This is a genomic window from Thermofilaceae archaeon (assembly GCA_038731975.1).
Classification (GTDB): Archaea; Thermoproteota; Thermoprotei; order Thermofilales; family Thermofilaceae; genus JANXEW01.
In genome coordinates this window covers 1-19,574 of the sequence record JAVYQJ010000019.1, presented here as the reverse complement: position 1 = coordinate 19,574, position 19,574 = coordinate 1, and the positions used below count along the sequence as shown (strand labels likewise).

Below are 19,574 nucleotides of genomic sequence, written 5' to 3'. Positions count from 1 at the left end.
TAAGGTGGTGTACGAGGGCGAAACGTACGGTATCGTTTACGTCGAGACGGACCCCTTCTACGATAGACTGCCCCACCTAGGCCAAGCACTTGACTACGTCCAGAAGCACCTGGGCGACGTTGTGGCGATCCTCCCGAACGTAGGGTTTGTCTCAGCTAGCATTTTCCTCGGGACCAGCTTCCAAGGCGTTAAGGGAGTCGCCATCATCTACAGGCGCCGCCTAGGGTAGGAGCAGGATCAGAAGGCTTGAAGAGAGCATCAGAGCGATGAGCAGCAGGATGATTACCTTTATCAGCTGTGAGCTCTGCCTCTTCCGCTCAGCCCTCCTCCTTTCCCGCTCTATCCTTAGCCGCTCCTCCCTCCCCACGCCCCCAACGCCTGAGACGCGGCTTATAACGCTGTCGGCCATCACCTTTTTCAGCCAGCGTCGCGGCTTTCAATCGATGCTGGACCCCTACGAGATCCGGAGGGACTTCCCCATACTCGAGAGAGGCTTCGTCTACCTGGACAACGCGGCGACCTCCCAGAAGCCCAGGCAGGTCATCGAAGCCCTGACGAGGTTCTACGAGAGCAGGTACGCGAACATCCACAGGGGGGTTCACAGGCTGAGCAGGGAGGCGAGCGAGGCTTACGAGGAGGCCCACGAGGTGGTCGCCCGTTTCATCGGGGCTCGCAGCTGGAGGGAGGTGGTCTTCGTGAGGAACACGACGGAGGCGATCAACCTCGTCGCCTACTCCTGGGGGTTGAGCGAGCTCAAGGAGGGCGATGAAGTGGTCGTGAGCGTGATGGAGCACCACAGCAACCTGCTGCCGTGGGTCGCGGTGGCTAGGATGAGGGGGGCCAGGGTCAAGCTGGTCGGCCTGCGCAGCGACTACACGCTGGATTACGAGGCCCTGGAGCAGGCGGTCACGGAGAGGACTAGGATCGTGGCTATCACTCAGGCTTCAAACGTCCTGGGGACGATCGTGGACGTCAGGAGGGTTGCTAGGCTGGCGCACAAGGTCGGTGCGATCTGCCTGGTTGACGGGGCGCAGAGCGTCCCCCACCTGCCGGTGAACGTGAGGGAGCTGGAGTGCGACTTCCTCGCCTTCAGCGGGCACAAGATGCTGGGCCCCAGCGGGATCGGCGTCCTGTGGGGGAGGGAGGAGCTGCTCGAGGAGATGCCCCCCTTCCTATACGGGGGGGACATGGTGAAGGAGGTCAGGTACGAGGGCGGCGAGATCAAGCCAGCCTGGAACGAGCTGCCCTGGAAGTTCGAGGCGGGGACGCCGAACATCGCCGGCGGCGTGGGCCTCGCGGAGGCCGTGATGTACCTCGAGAGGCTGGGGATGGAGAACGTGAGGCTCCACGAGATCGAGCTCACCCGGTACGCGCTGAAGAGGCTCTCGGAGCTGGAGGAATTGGAGCTCTACGGGCCGGAGCCCGAGCATAGGAGCGGGATAGTGCCCTTCAACGTGAGAGGGCTCGACCCCCACTCGGTTGCAGCGCTCCTCGACCAGCGCGGGATCGCGGTGCGGAGCGGCTTCCACTGCGCCCAACCCCTCCACGAGTACTTGGGGCTGAGGGAGGGGACGGTGCGCGCCAGCTTCTACATCTACAACGTCAGGGAGGAGGTGGACGCCCTAGCCGCAGCTCTCAGCGGGATCGTGAAGCTGCTCACGCAAATGGCATGAGAATCGATTGGCCGACGTTCGCCGTGAAGCCCAGCAGCATCATCAGCGCGCTCTGCTACTCGATCTTCCGCTTGGAGCCCTACCGTTCGTGCCCCTACGGCTGCGTGTACTGCTACGCCAGCTGGTACAGATCACCCCACCCAGTGGCGGGGAGGCGCCTCGTCAAGCAGTGGAGGCGCTTGGCCGAACAGCTCGGCAGAGCGGGCGTCCCCCCACCCTACTTCCGCCTCTCCACGCTCGCGGAACCCTTCCAGAACGCTGAGGCTGAGCGCCGTTTCTCCCTCGAGATCATGCGGGCCGCATACGAGAACAAGGTCCCCCTCGTAGTAAACACGAAGTCGATAATGCTCGGCAACCCACCCTGGCTCGACGCTCTGCTGAAGCTGGCCGAGGAGGGGTTGGTCCTCGTGCAGGTGAGCGTAGCGGCGCTCGACGAGAAGCTCGCGCATCGCCTCGAACCCAGTGCGCCTCCACCCTCCTCCAGGCTAGCCCTCGCTGAGGAGCTCAGCGAGCACGGGGTGCCCGTGGTCGCGAGAGTGCAGCCGCTCATCCCTGGTATCGAGGATGAGCAGGTCGAAACCGCCCGCTCGGCGTTGGAGCACGGCTGCAGGGGAGTCATCGTTGAACCGCTGAGGGAGACGATGGATGGCCTCGTGATGGTAGCTTCGGCTCTCGGGGTTCGCGCTGACGAGTACGTGGGCCTGTACCGGTGGGAGCCCTACTCCCCCAAGAGCACCGCTCTGCTCAGGCCCGGGGTCCACTGGCGCGCGCGGATGCTGAATAGGCTGCAGAGGGAGATCGGGAGTCGGGGGGTGGTAACAGTGTGCAAGGATGGCTTCTGGCCGGATTTCGCGCGCTACGGTCACGACTGCTGCCAAGCCTGGCACATGGCTGCGCGCTACTCCCTTAGGAAGACGGTTTTCGAGCACTTACTAAAGCCCGGACAACCTCCACCCAACGTGCATCTGCTGGACGAGCGCGACTACGAGGCCTTCCCCCGCCCCGTAAGGCGGGGCTTGAAGCTCCACCACAACAAGCTGTGCAGAGTGCTGGAGTCCGGAGAGCTTCTCGCAAGATTGATAGGGGTTCCTCGTTGAAAGGCCGCGCGTGATCGGAAGAGGATCCGAGAGTCCAGCGCTTTTCGTTGGAGCTCTGCGCTTCGCGCGGGTCGTACTCGACACGCAGGAGGAAGGCGCGGTTAAGCGGCGGGCGCGCACCGGGGTGGTGATTGACTGTTTTACTCAGAGGTTGGTCGAGGTGGGTCAGGGGCGAAAAGAGTCGTCACCGCTCGAGAGACCGTCGCGACATCATCCCCGCTTAACCCCCGTTGAAGCGCTAAAAAGCTTGTTTGTGGGTAGCGAGTAAATATAACTGAGCGAAAACAGGCTTCGTAGGGTGCGCTCATGGCTGAAGCGTCGGCCTACGTTGCCGCAACCACGGGTGACGGCCGCCTGGTCTACCTGTCGGCAAAGGCCAGTCCGCCTCAGCCGGGGCTTGAGCAGGCTCTAACCTCCCTTCTCTACGAGCTGGCGAAGCGCAAGTACAGCGAGCTGCTGGGTGATAGGGTCCGCGTCGATGCGCTGAGGGCGCTGAGGGCGATGGGCTTCAAAGTCGATGATGTGCTGATCGCGGTCAGCTACCGGTGCCCGCAGTGCGGGGCGTCAATCCAGCTCACGCCAGAGATCGTGGTTTACGTGTGCCCCTACTGCGGCTGGGCCGGCAGTGTGTTCGGCGAGGAGGTTTCACTGCTAGCGTGGCCCGCGGGGCGGCGGGAGGATCTCAGGGGGCTGGTGGAGCGCAGCGGCTGCGAGCTTGTGTCCGCGGAGCTACGTTACGTTCCCTTCTGGGTTTTCGAAGCGCACGTTGACGCGGAGTACGTGGCGCTCGTTACGTATCAGGAAACTCGAGTGGTCCCGGGCGGGCCCTTCGATCGCGAAGGCTCCCACAGGGTGAGGGTGGAGACGAGGCGTACCAGGGTTTCGGGGCGGGTCGTGTTTGACTCGGTGAAGGCGCTACCCGCGAGGTTCGCGGTTGAAATCTACGGTGGAGAGCAGCTGAGAACATGGGTTCAGAGCATGTGGTACTACGGCCCCCCGCAGAGGTTAAGTGCTGAGGAGGCGAAGCGGTTCGCGCCCAGCATCCTGGCGCCGGAGCTCAGCGAGCGGGTTGCGAGAGCCCGAGCCGAGGATGAGCTGGAGGATGATGCGGCCGCGGAGGCTAAGCGGAGCGCTGAGAGGCAGGTTAGGGGGAGCGTTGTGAGCGTGCAGCTGCTGAGGTTCAGGCCATCAGTCAGCTTCAAGCGGGCTTCGCTGGTCTTCGCCCCCTACTGGATCTTCACGTACTCCAGGGGTGGTGCTCTGTACACCGGTTCAGCGGTGGGCCCCGAGCTATCGAAGCTCAAGCTGGAGCTCCCGCTTTCGAACGTTGAGAGGGCGGCCAGGCTGCTCGGCTCCCTCCTAGCCGTCTTCGGGGCAGGGTTGGTGGCCGAGCTGACCTTCAGGGCGACCTCAGACGTGCTCCTCCCTCTGTTCGTTGCCGGCGTAGGGCTCATCGCCGCGGTCAAGCTGGCCACATCGGCTTACGCTCCCGCGAGGGTGGGTTAGGATGCCGGTCTGCCCGTACTGCGGCGGCAGCGTTGAGCAGCAGCCGGGGGAGGTGGTGCTCACCTGCCCCTACTGCGGGACGGCTTTCGCCGTGGGTGGCGGAGAGGTTGGCGAGCACCTGATGGGGCCCGTGAACTATACTGTGCAGCACGTTCTGGACGTCTTCCGATCTTGGGCCCTTCGGATGCCGGAGACCCCGAATGATTTCAGCGGTGCGACCAGACTCAGGGACTACAGGCTGGTCTTCTACCCGTACTGGGTGGTCCAGGTGATCGGGAGGACCAAGATCGGTGGCGAAGTCGAGGAGGAGAGCGTTGAGGTCTCGATACCAGCCCACGGATCCATGCTGAGGACACCGCTCGAGCAGCTACGGTTGAGCCTCACGGGGAAAATCTACTACAGTCACAGGCACGTGGTCCAGTGGAATGGCAGGCTCGTAAATCCGAGCGTAGGTCCTGCGGAGGCCGAGGAGACGGCGAAGTCAGTCGGTTGGCAGTCGATAGCGGAGAAGCTTAGGAGGAAGTTTGGCAGCAGCTTCGGCCGTGGCGAGCTCGACGTTGTCGTCGCTGATCGCTGCTTAGTCCACGTGCCCGTGTACGATTGCCTGTACGAGTACCGCGGCCGCACCTACCGCTTCATGGCGGATGCAAGCGACGCGCGCATCCTGTACGCGGAGGTGCCGATCGAGCTGAAGTTTAGAGCCGCTGCCCTCACTAGCGGTGTGCTCTCGCTCGCGCTGGCTGCCGTTCTATTACCGCTGCTACCGACCGCTCCTCTCTTCGCTTTAACTTGCGCGGCCGGCCTCACCTTCGTCGGCATCTTCTCTTTGTACAAGGGTTTACGGCGGGAGGTCAGGACAGTGAGGTTTTTTGAAAGCTGAAGGCTGGGCGGGCACAAAAGTTAATAGAAGGCGCATTAATGGAGCGGAGGGTATCAGCTAATGTACAATCGCGGCCTGGTGGCGTTTAAGGCTACCTTTGCGAAGAAGATAGCTCAGGAGTTCGGTAGAATGAGCGAACCGGAAGAATCGTTCATGACGTCCGTCTGCAGCAGGGATTTCCTCAACTACGTTAAGGTTGAGAAGGGCTTCCTATACGACGACTCTCCCGACGAAGCCGCAGTGAGGTACGTGGAGTACTTGATGGAGGAGAGGCCGATCGTCTACGTGACGCTAGTCGATGAGTGGTTCCCCATATGGGCGATGAAGTGGAGGCAGCGCGTAAAGCTCGCTGATGATAAGGACTTCGATGTGAAGCTGATGCAGAAGATCGAGCAGGGCACGCGCCCCTTCTTCAACCTGCCGCTGTTTGAGGAGGCTAAGAGGTTCGCGCTCGGCTCCCTGGTGAAGAGCGGCGAAGTCTGCTTCACGGACACGCTCTCCGAGACGATAGTCAAGAACACCCTCTTCATGATGGTATCGCGGTCGAACGGAGCCGACGAGGTGATCAAGGCCCTCGAGCGCAACCCAATCCTACTAATCAATGAGGTTACGAAGAGGGTAAAGGCTCTAGCCCGCTTCAAGGGACCGCTGATAGCTGTAAAGTTCGAAAACGTGATCTTCAACAACGAGGCGTGGCGGCTCCTCTAATCAGCTTTAGCGGCAGTCCGCGAGCGGGGTTGGTCGCAGACGAACGCTTATTAGATGGTGTGGGGCTAGTTACCGGGGAGCATGAGCGAGAAGGTTGAGAAGGAGAGGGAGAGCGAGGAGTACACTAGAGCCGAGCTCGTGGGCGTCTACGGCGTGGTCATCAGGTCGGGGGGAGCCGAGTACTCCCAAGGTGCTGTGATGCTGCTGAAGGGGGAGGATTGGGAGAAGCAGGTACTCCCCATATACATCGGCAGGTCGGAGGCCGAATCGATCGCCAGGGCTTTCTACGGGGTCCCGACGCAGCGCCCCATGACTCACGACCTAATCGTTTCGATCCTGGGGGCTCTCGGCGTTAGGGTGGAGAAGATTACGATCGACGCACTCATAAACAACGTCTACACCGCCACGATAGTGCTCCTCCAGGAGGAGAACAGCAGGGTGAGGCGCTACTACATCGACGCTAGGCCGAGCGACTCGGTGGCGATCGCCGTCCGCACGGGCGCCCCAATCTACGTGAACAAGCAGCTTAAAAAGTACGCTCAGAGCGAGAGCTCCTTCACCGACGCGGATAGCTTCCTATGAACGTTAAGGAGCTATCGAATAGGGAGCTGGTTGAAGTCTACCTTGCCCACTTGGCAGCGAGAAACCGCTCTCCCAGAACGATCAGGACGTTCAGGAGCGTGCTGGACAGGTTCATCCAGTTCCTCGGTCCGAAGCACGTCAGCGAAGCTACGACATGGGATGTGGACGCCTTCCTGGCTAGGCTAAGGGCCTCCGGCTACAAGGAGAGGAGCATCTACACGGCGGCCGTAGCGGTGAAGAGGTTCATGGAGTACCTGGGATTGAAGGGGAACCTCCAAGGCTTCGAGCTCCCCAAGAGGCCGAACGAGCTGCCGCGGTACTTGACCCAGGAGGAGGTTCAAGCTATGATAGACTCGGCCGACAACCTGCGGGACAAGCTGATCGTCTCGCTCCTGTTCTGCACGGGCATGAGGGTGAGCGAACTGGCGAGCATAGAAGTCCAGGACGTGGATCTGGAGGAGGGGGGCATCAGGGTGAGGGGGAAGGGGGGTAAGGAGCGCGTAGTCTTCTTCGACAGCCGTACGCGCGAGCTCCTAGAGCAGTACCTGCGGAGCGCAAACGTGGACCACTACCTCTTCCCCGGGAGGAAAGGGGGGCACATCCACTACGTGACGGTCGAGAGGATCGTCAGGAAGCTCGCCCGGAGGGCCGGAATCAAGAAGAAGGTGACACCCCACGTGCTCAGGCACAGTTTCGCGACTCTCTCCCTGTCGAAGGGGATGGATGTGAGGGAGATACAGGAGCTGCTCGGTCACGCCAGCCTCCGCACTACGCAAGTTTACACGCACGTGGTCAAACGCAAGCTCCTCGAGGACTACCGGCGAGTGTGGGGTTAGCCTGCAGCCTTGATCGAACCTTTGGCTGCCGCGTGAGAGCGAAAGCTAATTCACCGCTTCGGAGCCGTACAGCGTGCAGCGGCAGAGGTGCTGCGTGTCACATGTACTGGCTTGACGGCGGTTGAGCGAGCTCCTTCCTCAACCTCTCGATCAGCACATCTGAGGTAGTCAGCTCGGCACCGAGGAACGCTCTCATGTACTCGAGGCCTCTCTCGTGCCAATCCTTGGTGGCCGCAGCTACGCAGTCCGTCGGAACGATGATTTTGTAGCCCCTGTAGAAGGCTCCTACGGCTGTCTGTTGGACGCATATGTGCGTGTGGATCCCCGTCAGTATAACGGTATCTACCTCCAGCTCCCGCAGTAGCAAGTCCATATCGGTCTCGAAGAAGGCGTCGTAACGCCGCTTGTATACGACGTAGTCGCCCGCCTCTGGCTTCAGCTCCTCAACAACCCTCGCCTCAGGGCTTCCCCTTATCGCGTGTGGGCCCCAGAGCCTGAGCTCAGCGTCAACATTGGGGTAGTGGCTGTCCACGGCGTAGATGACGGGGATTCGGTAGCTGCGCGCGAAGCGGAGGAGCTTCGCGATGTTAGGGACGATAGCTTCAGCGGCCTCAGCGCGCAAACGGCCTCTAACAAACTCCTCCAGCATATCAACGATGATTAACGCGTACTTCACGGTTGAAAGCTCCCGTCTCCAGCTCTTAAGCCTTTCTCGAACTGCCCCTTAAAGCCGAAATACAAAGGGAAAAGTTATTTAATTATGCTCCCCCCTTCCGCACGTGTGCGCGGACGGCTTCTACGTAGCGACGCGCGTTGTGAACCCCGTTCTGGTGAAGTACCGTTCCTTCATCATCCGGGCGTACGGCCTGAGGGCGATCGATAAACCGCACGAGTACATCCACCTGAGCGATGTATCCCTCTACGTTGAGCTTGAACGCCTTAGGGACAGCCTGGCGCGAAACGAGATTGTGGAGGAGGTTTTTGCGGAGAGAATGCTGAAGCTCGCAGCTGAGCACGCTAACCTCTCTTCGGAGGTGCTGCGGCTTCTGAGCGAACTCTACCAGCAGCTCACCGGTCGAAGCTTTCCAGCCGAGCCATCGGTTGGCGCTTCTCAGGCAGTGATGCATTCGGTTGGCCGCGCGCTCGAGCTAAAGGGCGTGTGCGCTCGATGCACGGTTGAAGGTGACCACTCCCAGAAGGCTCTGAAGCGTTGCGAGCACTGTGGAGAGGCCTTCTGCGAGAAGCACTCTACGCCGCGTCTCGCCCTTTCGCTCGACCAGTACCAATCCTATCTAGCTGAATACCCCGACATAGCTGACCTGCTCAGGGAGCACTGGGAGAGCGAAACCGGGCATCCCTGTGCTGCGTACACTAGCGAGTTCTGGAGAAGGTACGAAGCTGGGCGGGGAAGGTGGGGGGTGGAGGAGCACGCCGTCCCGGCGAAGGCGGTATCGCGTAGCGGGAGGGGGGAGGCTGAGCGGTCGATCGATACCGAGGTGCCGGTGAGGGTGGCAAGCCCTCCCCAGCGGACCTCTCCCTCTGGCAAGGTGAGAATCGTGGCTGTGGCGGCGGCGTTCGTTGCGCTCGCCATCGTCCTAAGCTACGCTGCCGGGGTGGAGGGCTTCCTTGCGAGCGTTCTAGCGCTCATCGTGGGCGTTGCGAGGGAGTTCGCCGTGGTGACGGGACGTGTACGGTGATGAGCACGAGCGGTTAACGGAGCTGGCGGTAAGTGCGCTCATAGGCTACGCGGATGAACCAGCGGTTAGGCAGCTGCTCGCGCAAGCAAATTCGCTCATACTTGCCTCCTCAACCCCCGATAAGCTGCCGGAGTACGTTTACGAGCTGGATGAAGAGTTGAAGAAAAGGAAGGTGAGGGTGCCGCATCATACTTGTCCCAGCTTCCTGATACTAAGGAAGCTGTTGAAGGTGCGTAAAGCTGTACTGAGGGGTAGGCTCGGGGATGAGGAGGTTAGGGAGCTGGGCTACGCGCTGCACTACCTGCAGGACCGGTGCGTACCCCCACCAGGGTCGAGTGGACTGCACCGACTGATAGAGCGGAGGGTGCACGAGGAGCTCGAGAGGCTCATTAGCGACTGTCCACTCGAGGCGGTTGAAGTAAGGGGGTATAGGCGCCTTTCTCAGGTTGTGAGGGGTCAGAGGCCCGCTGACGACCCGTGCCTCTCCGTGAGGTGCGCAGCGACGCTAACTTACGCCGCGCTTTACGCCGTTTTCGCCAACCCGGTAAGGGCGTACCCCGAGTTCATGGCTAGGGCACGCGCCTTCAGGAAGCTGATGCTGAGCTGGAGGGGCAGCGTCCACGCCATGCTAGCTACTGCAGCGCTGGGGCTCAACACCCTCATGTTGCTCGCGCTGCTCCCTGTCAACAACCACTTTCTCATGCTCTTACCCGTCATGGCTCTCGCTCTCTTTCTCCCCTATTCGGCGGTTGTGTGCGCGCTCATCCTGATTGCGGCTTTCGCGACTTCGCAGACGACGATGCTGCGGATGCTCTACAATGTTACGCAGAGGGAGCTTGTAACCCTAGGCGGAGGCCTATCCCTCCCTCTCCTCACATTATCATCCGTGTCGCCCGCCCTTCTGCTCCCTCCCGCCCTCTTGCTGCTCGCAGTAGTACTGCCACTGCTCTCAAAGGACTTCAGGGAGATCAGAGACGAGATCCCGTGGTTCCTCTGGGATTAACGACGGTTAATCTGCTGAAGGTTGAAGCTGGGCGCATAGCTTCAAGCCTGTCTAGGAAGCTCCAGCACCGTGACAACCTTCGCTACCGTGCTCGGGATGAAGCTGCGCCACTCGTCGCCTATCGCTATAAGCGAGAACACCGCACTCAAGCGGGCCTTCCTGAGCTCCACGAGTTGAGCTAAAGCCCTCAGGGTTCTGCCGGAGCGCAGTAGGTCATCAACCACGGCTACTCGATCCCTCTCGTTTAACGCGTAGGTCGGCAAGTAGAGGTGCGCATAGCGCGGCGGATCCGGGGCGAAGTACCTCACCTCTAGGTAGCTGTCCGCGCTCGCGTCCGGCTCGTGCCTCGCGACGCAGAGCTCCGCGTCGAGGGCGTGGGAGACGCGCGTGGCCAGGGGTACCCCGTTCACAGCGGCTGTTAGCACTTTCGTCACGCCGAGCTCTCTCAGCTCCACGTAGGCTCGTGCGGCCGCTAGACTGAGGATGGCGTTGTCGTAGACTATTCTGGCCACGTTCACCACCCCCCGCTCGTCGATGACGAGGGCGCGTTTCAAAACAAGGCCCAGCGCGTTGCTCTCTGCGAGTAGCTGCAGGATCTCCAGGGAGCGGGAGGGGCTCGGTAGAACTGTGCCCGTGACGTACCTGCTCAGGTCCACCTGGGAGATTTTCACACCCCCGCGCTCGAGCAGCTCAAGCACCTCTTTCCCACTCATAAAGCTCCGCAGACTCCTGAGCGCTTCTGCAGCTAGCAGCTGAACCTTCACGTGCTCAAACTTTCTCTCCGCACTACCAGCTCTCATCACAAGAGCATGATAACCACTAGTTAAAATACCCATTGCTTAAACGAAAGATCTAAAAAGGAATTATCACGGGTGCCCTCGATGGCGGGACCCGAAACTCAAGCTAAAGCGGTGAGGAGAAGGGTCACGTGGATGCACATTGTGCTATTCGCCTTTGCTACAGCAATCTCGTACGTGCTCGCGGTGGTCTCAAGCCTCATTTTCCCCGTCTTGGGCGCTCCGGGGGTGTCCGCACTCTACCTGGCGGCAGCCATCTACGTACCGCTCGGCATTTGGATGGGCATGTGGGGCTGCCTCGCGGGCTACATAAGCTGCTTCTTCCTAGGTCTATACCCCAGCGGCTACACGTTGATTCAATCATTCATTTGGTCGTGGGCCGACTTCATCGAGGCGCTGCTACCCTTCCTCATCTTCAAGGCTCTCGCCCCCGACCCCGACTTTACGCCTAAGCGCCCGGGCGCGGCAAAGCTACTGCCTTGGTTCATAGCGGCTGGCACGACGATTCTGTTCCTGGGGGTTGTGGTTCAGCTGCTTTGGGGTGCAACCTACGGCGAACCATTCACCACGATTTACGCCGTGATGGTATACCTAGGCCTAGCGTTAGCGTGCGTCGGGATCGCGATGGGGCTGATCGCCGGCCACGCCAGGACGTGGCTCGCAACGATCCTGAGCGTCATCGCCGCCTCGTTCGGCAGCGGAATCTGGGGCGCCGGCACGTTGACCCTATGGAACCTGCCGCCCCCGCTCCCTGCCGAGCTGTTCTGGCCGGTTTTCGTCGGCTGGGTGACGGGCGACCTGATCGTACTCTCCGTTATCTCCACGGCCCTCCTCGTCGCCTTGACGCCGATCTTCAAGAGGACAGGGCTCTTCGTAAGGGGATGGTGGGCCTAACGGATGCCTACTATACTCGGTGAACTGGCTGGGGTTGAATCAAAGTCGTCGAGGTACTTGAGCCTGCATGTTTCAACGAAAATTTTTCTCCCGCTCTCATTCGCGGTGGCGATCTTCTTCGCGACCGACCCCATCAAGGCCCTCCTCCTTGTCGCCGCGTCGGCGGGCGCCTGCGTTGCAGCCGGTGTACCGCTGGGCGCGATAAAAAGGTACCTAGCAGTTATCGTCAGCATGAGCTCCTTCATCGTCCTGGCATTTTCGCTGTTTACTCACATTCCGGGTAAGACGCTCTTCGAAGTTACGCTGCTAAGCATGCGAGCTGAGAAAGGAGTTTTTGAGTGGAAGCTGTCCCTGACAGACACGGGGTTAACCTACGCGCTCACCTTCATACTGCGGATTTTCGCCATGATACTCTCCGCGACACTCCTGATGGCTACGGTCACCGACAGAGACCTCGTGTGGGGCCTTCTCTCCCTCAAGGTTCCATTCGGAGCCTGCGTGGCTACGTCCCTCTTCTTCAGAGGGTTACAGCTCTTCGCCTCCGACTTCTACACCATCAGGGAAGCGATGATGGCTAGGGGCGTAGACTTCGAGAGAACCTCGCTGGCTAAAAGATTCCTGCTCTACGTGAACGCGCTCATCCCCCTGCTCAGCCTCATGATCACGAGGAGCTACGAGGTATCCCTCGCCCTCGAGTCTAGGGGGATCGCTCCCAGCAGTAGAGCCGCCTCTGGCTACTACACGTTCAAGATGAGGCGCGACGACTACGCCGTCATCGCCGTGTCGGTGACCTTAATAATCGCTTACGTCCTGTGGGGGTGGATCCCATGAGCAGAGCGGTTTTCGTTGAGGACCTCTGGTGGAAGTACGTTGGCCGGAGCGATTACGCGCTGAGGGGAGTCGATCTCGAGGTCGAGCGCGGCGAGTTCTTCGCCATCATGGGGCACACCGGCGCCGGCAAGACGACGCTGGTCCTCGCCCTTACCGGCATCATACCTCAGAGGGTGCCGGGCGAGTTCCGCGGTCGAGTTGAAGTCTTGGGCATGAGCACGCTGAGCCGGGACGTCTCCGAGATCACGAAGCGGGTGGCTGTGGTGTTCGAGGACCCGGAGATACAGTTCGTGATGAGCACCGTCGAAGACGAGCTCGTTCTATCGCTTGAGCCGCTCGGGCTAAGCCGCGAGGAGATAAGGGAGAGGCTCGAGTGGAGCCTCGAGCTCGTGGGCCTCGACAAGAGCTTCCTAGGCAGATCCCCGCTGCAGTTATCGGGCGGCGAGAAGCAGCGCGTAGCCATAGCGGCGGCCGTCGCTCGGAGGCCGGAGCTGCTGATACTCGACGAGCCGACCTCCGACCTGGATCCCGTGGGTAAGGAGGAGGTGCTGACGGCCATCAGGAAGCTGCGAGACGAGCTGGACATGACCATCATCCTGATCGAGCACGAGTCCGAGTTCGTGGCGGAGCTTGCCGATAGAGTCGCCGTCCTCAGCGAGGGTAGGGTTGCTGCCGTGGGCGAACCTCGCTGCGTGTTCTCGCGCTATGACGAGCTCAAGAGTCACGGCGTCTACCCGCCCGATGCAGCTGCAATCTCGTTCAAGCTCGGCCTTGACACGATCTGTAGGTACGGTGATCTGGTTCGAGCTCTGGAGAGCGTGAGAGATAGGCTGTTCGTGCACGCCGACAGGATCCCAAAGGTCGAGAGAGTGGGGGAGGGAGAGGTTCTCGTTGAGTGCCGCGACGTGGAGTACGTGTACCCCGGCGGCTTCAGGGCGCTCAAGGGAGCGTCCCTCACGATCAGAGGGGGCGAGCTGGTCGCTCTCGTGGGACCAAACGGCGGCGGTAAAACCACGCTAGCCAAGGTAGTGAGCGGGCTTCTCCGGCCCTCAAGGGGCGAAGTGCTTGTGCTGGGTAGGAGGGTTGAGGAGTACGATAGGCTGACGCTGTCCTCGCTCGTCTGCTACGTATACCAGAACCCCGACCACCAGATATTCAACAAGAGCGTGTACGAGGAGATCTCCTTCGGTTTGAGGATCCGCGGCCTCCCTGAAGGAGTGGTGAGAGAGCGCGTTGAGCGCGCGCTGGAGGTCTTCGGGCTGAAGGGGCTCGAGAATGAGCACCCCTTCTTCCTCAGCAAGGGTGAGAAGCGGAGGTTGGCGCTAGCCTCAGCCTACGTACTCGACCCGAAGGTTCTGATCGTGGACGAGCCAACGACAGGACAGGACATGAGGTTCAACGAAAGCCTCTTCTCAAACCTGAAGGCGCTGACGAGGGAGGGTAGGGCCGTTGTAACCATCACGCACTCCATAGCTCTAGCCTCCAAGTACGCCGACCGGCTGGTAGTAGTGAAGGATGGGAGAGTGATTGCCGACGGCCACCCGCGGAGCGTACTTCTCTCGCCGGCCGCGGACGAGGGGCGGCTCACGAAGCCACAGGCGATGAGGTTAGCGAAGCAGTTGGGCCTGACCGTGGCGCCCGTGAGCGCTGAGGAGTTCCTCGAAATAGTGACCCTCGTTAAGTAGGGGTTGATCGACGGGCCGCGCTCTAACCGAAGCCGGGCGGCCTGACCCCTACGACCTCCCTGTTCACGAGGTTCGGCGGTATTTCACCCTTGTAGAACGCGACGAGGTTTCGCGCTACGAGCTCCGCCATCGCTGCCCTCGTCTCGTAGGTCGCGCTACCGATGTGCGGGGCGAGCACGACGTTGTCGAGCTTCGTCAGAGGGTGATCCGGCGGCAATGGCTCTTGCTCGAAAACGTCGAGGCCCGCTGCTGCTATCCAGCCCTCCTTCAGGGCTTTAACGAGCGCCTGCTCGTCTATAACCGCCCCCCGAGCCGTGTTTACGAGAATAGCAGTCCTCTTCATCAACTTGAGCTCCCGCTCGCCGATCATGTGGTACGTCTCCTTCGTCAGCGGAACGTGTATCGTTACGAAGTCGCTCTCCCGGAGCAGGGTCTCGAGGTCGACGTACTGGGCCCCCAGCTCCCTCTCCAGCTCCTCCGGGAGGCGGTGGCGCTGATAGTAGAGTATGCGCATATTGAAACCCTTCGCCCTGCGCGCTACAGCCTGCCCGATCCTCCCCATCCCGATGATCCCGAGAGTCTTGCCTGTGACGTGGTAGCCGAGCATCATCAGGGGGTGCCAGCCGGTGCCGGTGCGCCAGTACTCACCGCTCCGCACGAACCTGTCCGCCTCCACGATCCTCCTCGCTGCAGCGAGCAGCAGAGCCCACGCCAAGTCGGCTGTCGCGTCCGTAAGGACTCCGGGCGTGTTGGTGACGTAAACTCCCTTTCGCGTGGCGTACTCCACGTCGATGTTGTCGTAGCCGACAGCGTACTGGGCTATTATCCTGAGGCGCGGAGCATTGTCTAGAAGCTCCCTATCGATCCTATCCGTCAAAAGGGTGACCAGCGCGTCAACATCCCTAGCCTTCTCGAGCAGCACCTCGCGAGGGGGAGGCGTGTAGCGGTCCCAGACCTCCACCTCGTAGTACTCCCTAATGATTCGTAACCCCTCTTCGGGGATCTGCCTAGTGACGAAAACTCGAGGTTTCACGAAAACCGAGCTCGTTTAAAGTATAAAGAATTAGCGGGCCCTCGCCACAACGACGAGCTCCGAGCTGCTCTCCGTCAAGGGCCTGCAGCAGTAGTCCTCGAACATCGCAGCGATATCGAAGCCGGCGTCGTTGAGGAGGTGCTTCAACTCCCTGATCGTGAAGAGGCGCAGTTTCAACTCGAAGCTCCTCACATCGACGAACCCGGACTTCAAGTCGATGACCGACCAGGAGATGTTCGCGGAAGCGACTTGATCTAAAACATCGATCCTCCAAAGCTCCTCCTTAACAGCCAGCATGCTCTCCCGCTTCCTGAAGTGCGTCGAGGGGGTTTCGTAGTAGACCCTCTTCTCGAGCACTCCAAGTGCGTTCCACGTGTCGAAGATGAAGCAGCCCCCCTCCCTGAGGACGCCGCGTACGCTGCGCAGGAAGCTGAGCACGTCCTCGTCCGAAGTGAAGTAGCTGATGACGCCGTACATCGCAATGGCCGCGTCGAACTTGCAGGGGAGCTCAAGCCTCCTCGCGTCCGCGACCATGAAGGAGACGTTCTCAAGCCCCGCCGTTTTGGCCTTGGCTTGCGAGATCATGGCTTCAGAGAGGTCCACGCCGAGCACAGTGTACCCGCGCCGCGCCAGCTCAACGCTGTGGATCCCTGTTCCGCAGCCGACGTCAAGGACACGTTTCACCTCGATCCTGCTGTGCTCGCGGAACATACGCTCGAGGAAGTCCACTTCTGCTGCCACATCCCTGTGAGAGTACAGCAGATCATAGTATAACGCGTAAAAATCATCATCCGTTGCCACAAAGACGCCTCATCTCAACCGCTTAAAAGTCTTACTCAGAAAATATCTTTGAAAAACCACTAGATAATTTTTCTTTAAAGTCTTAACCTCCACTCCCCCGCTTCCCCTCTTCCAGGGTAATGACGCGCTAGACCCCCTCCGTTAGTTTGAACTAAAGTTTTTATTATAACGTATTCAAACTGCCGGATCCGATGAGCCAAGAAACTAATATCGCTAAGGGTCTGCGGAAAAGCGTAGTCAACCTAATCACCTGGATCGCCCTGTACTTGATCATCTCAGCCGTCGTCTTAACGACGATTCCAAGCTACGTCCCTCAGATAGCGAAAGCGATCGAGGACTACTCCACCTACATCGCTATAGCTCTCTCCCTTTTCTTCGGCTACATGATCGTAACGAGCGTTTCCAACATCATCTACTGGTCCCTGCGAGTCCGATACCCCCACTCCACCGCCGCAGCCGTGCGCAGCATCATGAAGATCCTCGGGATCGGAGCCCTGGCTGCCGCGATCGCCGGTGGAGCGGCTGGAGGAGCGGCCGGGGTAGCGCTGGGCGGCTTCATAGGGATGGTTATCGGCTTCGCCACTCAGCAGGTGCTTGGGCAGGCGATCGCCGGGCTCTTCGTCCTCATCGCTAGGCCGATAAAGATCGGAGATCGCGTCACCGCTGCGGGCGAGCAGGGCGTTGTTCAGGACATCTCCACAATGTTCACCGTAATCGAGAAGGACGATGGCACGATCGCTCTGGTCCCGAACAACATGCTCATCGGCTCCAAGATCTACATACACAAGAGAGCTTAAAGGGGTTTGAATCGGTATTCGAAACAAAATTTGTACCATATTTAACTTTATCCCGCAGTAATAAGGTATAGCTTATAAACAAGCAGGTTAGAGAGTCGTGTGCGAAGATTCGAGTTGAGCGAGCGCTTCGTGAGGGTTGTGGGCAAAGCGGCTGAGCTCCTAAGGGAGGGGGGTCTCGAGTGGCCTCCCAGCACCGATCGGGAGCTGGTCGAGGAGGCGTTAGAGCTGCTGGGCTGCAGGAAGCCTGACCGTGGGGGCGTGTTCAAGCTCGAGGAGCTGGGCTTCTACGATGAGATAAACCCCCCGCCCCTGCGCGTTTTTGATAGCACGGAGGAGCTCCTTTACCGTAACTGGCCGACACCCCTCGTGAAGCTTCGGTCGCTCTCCGGCGACGGCTTGCGCGTCTGGGCGAAGCTCGAGTGCTACAACCCGTTCAGCATGAGCGTGAAGGACAGGATAGGGTGGGCGATGGTGAGGGAGTACCTCGACAAGAACCCCGGCGCTAAGGTGGTGCTCTACGAGGCGACGAGCACGAACACGGGGATGGCGCTCGCGGCGATGGCGGCGATAAGGGGGCTTAGGGTCAGGCTGTACCTCCCCGCCACGATCCAGAAGGCATCCGACGTGCTTCTGACGGTCATGGGTGCGGAAGTCTGCAGGAAGCCGAAGGCCTTGACTGTGGAGTTCATCGACGAGGTGGAGGTTGAAGCTCGGATCATGGGCGGTGTCCACTTGAACCAGTTTGAGAACGACGCGAACTTCAAGGTTCACCTCCGCTACACGGCTAAGGAGCTGGACTTGCAGGTGAAAAGCGCCTCCCTGAACCTCAAGGGGATTGTCGGGGGCCTCGGGACTTCAGGGCACATGTCCGCGATCGCCCTCTACTTCAAGAGCAGGTACAGCGATGGGGTTAGGGTCTACGGCGTCCAGCCCGCGCCCGGTACATCGATACCGGGCATCAGGCGGGTCGAGACGGGGATGAAGTGGGCCCGCATCGCCCCCATCGATAGGGTGATCGATGTGACGCCGGAGGAGGCGGTGGAGCAAGCTGTACGCGTAGCCCGGAGCGAGGGGCTGCTCATCGGCTTGAGCAGCGGGGCTGTGACAGCCGCCTTCGAGAAGCTGAGGAGCGAGGGAGCGCTCGAAGAAGGAGATTACGTCCTGATCTACCCCGATCATGGGTTCAAGTACGTGGAGCAGTTCTCGAGGTACCTCTTCGGGGAGGCGCAGCGGCTCGGAGAGTAGGCTGCGCAGCTCGACCGCGCGGCTCGATCAGTCCTGCGCGAGGGCCTCTTCGGCCTCGACCTCGATCAAGTAGTACTTCGACGCGCCGCTCTTCTCAATCACCTCCCGAATCGTCGTAACGCTCTCGTCGTACACCACCTCCACGCGCGAGCCCAAAACCTTGACAGAGCGCACACCTTCAGCCTTGATGAACAGCGCCCTGCTCGGCGCTACGCACCCCTCACAGCCCACACCCGCGACCCTAAGCACCGCACGCCTCACAACCCCCCCTCTACCAGCCGCTTTTACAATTAACCCGGCGCGAAACAAGTCGCGCCCACAAGCACCTCTTGAGCGAGAACTGCAACGGATAAGTTTCTGCCTCTTACCGCTTGGCATACTGTTCTTTCATATCTGCAGTTCACCAGCCTTGATGAGGTTTTTCCTCATCTCTTTTATACGACAACCGATGAGCATCATTTCTGATAAATCATAGCGTAGGCATAGAAATTTATTATCATCTAAATTTAGAGAAGAAAAAGAAAAGTTAGGAAGATATATATATATATGGGACTTAAAGTTATTACTCACATGGGAAACTGCTACGCCGGATGCGGTTCAGGTGCTACTATTGAAGGTTATATTGAATGCTGTTCAACTAGTCCCTCGACATTTCCTGGCTCCTGCGGTCTTGTACTCATCACATATACATTCTATTGCAAAGTAGGATATCAAGAACAAAAAGTAGATACAGATGAGGACGGGATCCCCGACACCGTCGTAAGATATTGGTGTACGACTGATTGTAAAGCACTGTATATTGGCTGCAACAATAAGTGCCCATTTTGGATTGTGGGAATAGGATACAGTCATAGTTGGACCTGGGCGACAAGCTCATGAGGGTAGCCATTTGCGGTTACCTCCCTACGATAAACTCACGCTTTTCCTTAAGAAAGCTAACCTTTTACCTGGGTAGAACTCTCGTAAGAAGAGGACATCATGTCGACTTTATCCCCCTCTTCGATGAACGAATAGGCATGATGGAACGATTTAGTATCGATATTGACGACAAGAAGTGCACGGTTATCACGCGGATTGAGGCCATCCCACGCGATACGTATGATATCGCCATACTGACGCTTTCGCCTCTCTTGCTATCAGATTCAACATGCACAACTTTTGTTAGAAAAATATTAAAAGAATTTATAGAAAATTTCAAAAAAGTTAATAGTTCTGCAAAAGTCATAATTTATGGGAGTTTCAATTCGACTTCAACATGTGATGTATCCATAGCAACAAATCTTCAGAAGTATTTTGATTGCATACTTTTCTACAATGGGAATGATATGGAGATTTACCAGAGGCTTACTACGTCGCATGTCAAGCCGTTGCCCTATGAAGTCGTAACACCCGGTGTTGATACGAAGCTCTACAGCCCCCGTAGCCTTGAGAGAAGAGGGGAAAGGTTCACTCTGCTGAGCGTTGTGAGGAACGTGGTAGAGAAGAACCCTGCAGGGCTGATAGCGGCGG

22 protein-coding genes are annotated in these 19,574 nt (G+C 59.3%); 16 read left to right on the top strand and 6 right to left on the bottom strand.

The window, feature by feature from the left end; genetic code table 11:
- Positions 1-229, top strand: a 229-nt coding sequence (locus QXF46_07355; protein ID MEM0226679.1) for a hypothetical protein, incomplete at its 5' end; no start/stop codon positions are given.
- Here the strand turns inward: QXF46_07355 and QXF46_07350 are convergent.
- Positions 221-409, bottom strand: coding sequence for a hypothetical protein (locus tag QXF46_07350; GenBank protein ID MEM0226678.1), 189 nt, complete (start codon positions 407-409; stop codon positions 221-223). The genes QXF46_07355 and QXF46_07350 overlap by 9 nt on opposite strands.
- 34 nt (positions 410-443) lie before the next feature.
- Here QXF46_07350 and QXF46_07345 point away from each other — a divergent pair, with 34 nt between their 5' ends.
- The 7 genes from QXF46_07345 to QXF46_07315 all read left to right on the top strand — a co-directional run bounded on the left by QXF46_07345 (position 444) and on the right by QXF46_07315 (position 7,282).
- The gene (locus QXF46_07345) at positions 444-1,673 is read left to right on the top strand and encodes a cysteine desulfurase (GenBank protein ID MEM0226677.1); all 1,230 of its coding nucleotides are present in this window, start codon (positions 444-446) and stop codon (positions 1,671-1,673) included.
- Complete coding sequence (locus tag QXF46_07340) at positions 1,670-2,770, top strand: radical SAM protein (protein MEM0226676.1); 1,101 nt, start codon at positions 1,670-1,672, stop codon at positions 2,768-2,770. The genes QXF46_07345 and QXF46_07340 overlap by 4 nt, the downstream gene beginning before the upstream one ends.
- Positions 2,771-3,076: 306 nt before the next feature.
- Positions 3,077-4,276: a hypothetical protein gene (locus QXF46_07335; protein MEM0226675.1), complete on the top strand. Its 1,200-nt coding sequence runs from the start codon at positions 3,077-3,079 to the stop codon at positions 4,274-4,276.
- Position 4,277: 1 nt separating this feature from the next.
- Positions 4,278-5,156 (top strand): hypothetical protein, encoded by an 879-nt coding sequence (locus tag QXF46_07330; GenBank protein ID MEM0226674.1) that lies wholly within the window; start codon positions 4,278-4,280, stop codon positions 5,154-5,156.
- A 60-nt stretch (positions 5,157-5,216) separates the two neighbouring features.
- A complete protein-coding gene (locus tag QXF46_07325; GenBank protein ID MEM0226673.1) occupies positions 5,217-5,864 on the top strand; it encodes a hypothetical protein in 648 nt (215 codons plus the stop codon).
- Between the two features lie 81 nt (positions 5,865-5,945).
- Positions 5,946-6,446 (top strand): bifunctional nuclease family protein, encoded by a 501-nt coding sequence (locus QXF46_07320; GenBank protein ID MEM0226672.1) that lies wholly within the window; start codon positions 5,946-5,948, stop codon positions 6,444-6,446.
- The gene (locus QXF46_07315; protein MEM0226671.1) at positions 6,443-7,282 is read left to right on the top strand and encodes a tyrosine-type recombinase/integrase; all 840 of its coding nucleotides are present in this window, start codon (positions 6,443-6,445) and stop codon (positions 7,280-7,282) included. The genes QXF46_07320 and QXF46_07315 overlap by 4 nt, the downstream gene beginning before the upstream one ends.
- Before the next feature lie 97 nt (positions 7,283-7,379).
- On the opposite strand, the gene QXF46_07310 is transcribed toward QXF46_07315, so the two are convergent.
- Complete coding sequence (locus tag QXF46_07310) at positions 7,380-7,958, bottom strand: isochorismatase family cysteine hydrolase (protein MEM0226670.1); 579 nt, start codon at positions 7,956-7,958, stop codon at positions 7,380-7,382.
- Between the two features lie 103 nt (positions 7,959-8,061).
- Here QXF46_07310 and QXF46_07305 point away from each other — a divergent pair, with 103 nt between their 5' ends.
- Together QXF46_07305 and QXF46_07300 are read left to right on the top strand one after the other, a co-directional pair.
- Positions 8,062-8,979, top strand: coding sequence for a hypothetical protein (locus QXF46_07305; GenBank protein MEM0226669.1), 918 nt, complete (start codon positions 8,062-8,064; stop codon positions 8,977-8,979).
- Complete coding sequence (locus QXF46_07300) at positions 8,969-9,982, top strand: hypothetical protein (protein MEM0226668.1); 1,014 nt, start codon at positions 8,969-8,971, stop codon at positions 9,980-9,982. Before QXF46_07305 ends, QXF46_07300 begins: the two co-directional genes overlap by 11 nt.
- 41 nt (positions 9,983-10,023) lie before the next feature.
- On the opposite strand, the gene QXF46_07295 is transcribed toward QXF46_07300, so the two are convergent.
- Entirely contained in the window at positions 10,024-10,782 is a 759-nt protein-coding gene (locus tag QXF46_07295; protein ID MEM0226667.1) for a phosphoribosyltransferase family protein, read from the bottom strand.
- 81 nt (positions 10,783-10,863) lie between these two features.
- Here QXF46_07295 and QXF46_07290 point away from each other — a divergent pair, with 81 nt between their 5' ends.
- The 3 genes from QXF46_07290 to QXF46_07280 are packed head-to-tail and all read left to right on the top strand — an operon-like array spanning position 10,864 to position 14,189.
- Positions 10,864-11,673, top strand: coding sequence for a hypothetical protein (locus tag QXF46_07290; protein ID MEM0226666.1), 810 nt, complete (start codon positions 10,864-10,866; stop codon positions 11,671-11,673).
- 3 nt (positions 11,674-11,676) lie between these two features.
- A complete protein-coding gene (locus QXF46_07285) occupies positions 11,677-12,504 on the top strand; it encodes an energy-coupling factor transporter transmembrane component T (protein ID MEM0226665.1) in 828 nt (275 codons plus the stop codon).
- Positions 12,501-14,189, top strand: a complete 1,689-nt coding sequence (locus QXF46_07280) for an energy-coupling factor transporter ATPase (GenBank protein MEM0226664.1) — start codon at positions 12,501-12,503, stop codon at positions 14,187-14,189. The genes QXF46_07285 and QXF46_07280 overlap by 4 nt, the downstream gene beginning before the upstream one ends.
- Before the next feature lie 22 nt (positions 14,190-14,211).
- Here the strand turns inward: QXF46_07280 and gyaR are convergent, their stop codons facing one another.
- Both gyaR and QXF46_07270 read right to left on the bottom strand, forming a co-directional pair.
- Entirely contained in the window at positions 14,212-15,222 is a 1,011-nt protein-coding gene (gene gyaR, locus QXF46_07275) for a glyoxylate reductase (GenBank protein MEM0226663.1), read from the bottom strand.
- Between the two features lie 30 nt (positions 15,223-15,252).
- A complete protein-coding gene (locus QXF46_07270; protein ID MEM0226662.1) occupies positions 15,253-16,023 on the bottom strand; it encodes a methyltransferase domain-containing protein in 771 nt (256 codons plus the stop codon).
- A gap of 191 nt (positions 16,024-16,214) precedes the next feature.
- On the opposite strand from QXF46_07270, the gene QXF46_07265 reads away from it, so the two are divergent.
- Together QXF46_07265 and QXF46_07260 are read left to right on the top strand one after the other, a co-directional pair.
- Complete coding sequence (locus QXF46_07265) at positions 16,215-16,820, top strand: mechanosensitive ion channel (GenBank protein ID MEM0226661.1); 606 nt, start codon at positions 16,215-16,217, stop codon at positions 16,818-16,820.
- Between the two features lie 99 nt (positions 16,821-16,919).
- Positions 16,920-18,065 carry a pyridoxal-phosphate dependent enzyme gene (locus tag QXF46_07260; GenBank protein ID MEM0226660.1) on the top strand — a complete coding sequence of 382 codons (1,146 nt, stop codon included), beginning with the start codon at positions 16,920-16,922 and terminating at the stop codon, positions 18,063-18,065.
- A 27-nt stretch (positions 18,066-18,092) separates the two neighbouring features.
- On the opposite strand, the gene QXF46_07255 is transcribed toward QXF46_07260, so the two are convergent.
- A complete protein-coding gene (locus QXF46_07255) occupies positions 18,093-18,326 on the bottom strand; it encodes a heavy-metal-associated domain-containing protein (protein MEM0226659.1) in 234 nt (77 codons plus the stop codon).
- A gap of 614 nt (positions 18,327-18,940) precedes the next feature.
- Here QXF46_07255 and QXF46_07250 point away from each other — a divergent pair.
- On the top strand, positions 18,941-19,574 hold a 634-nt coding region (locus QXF46_07250), incomplete at its 3' end, for a hypothetical protein (protein MEM0226658.1).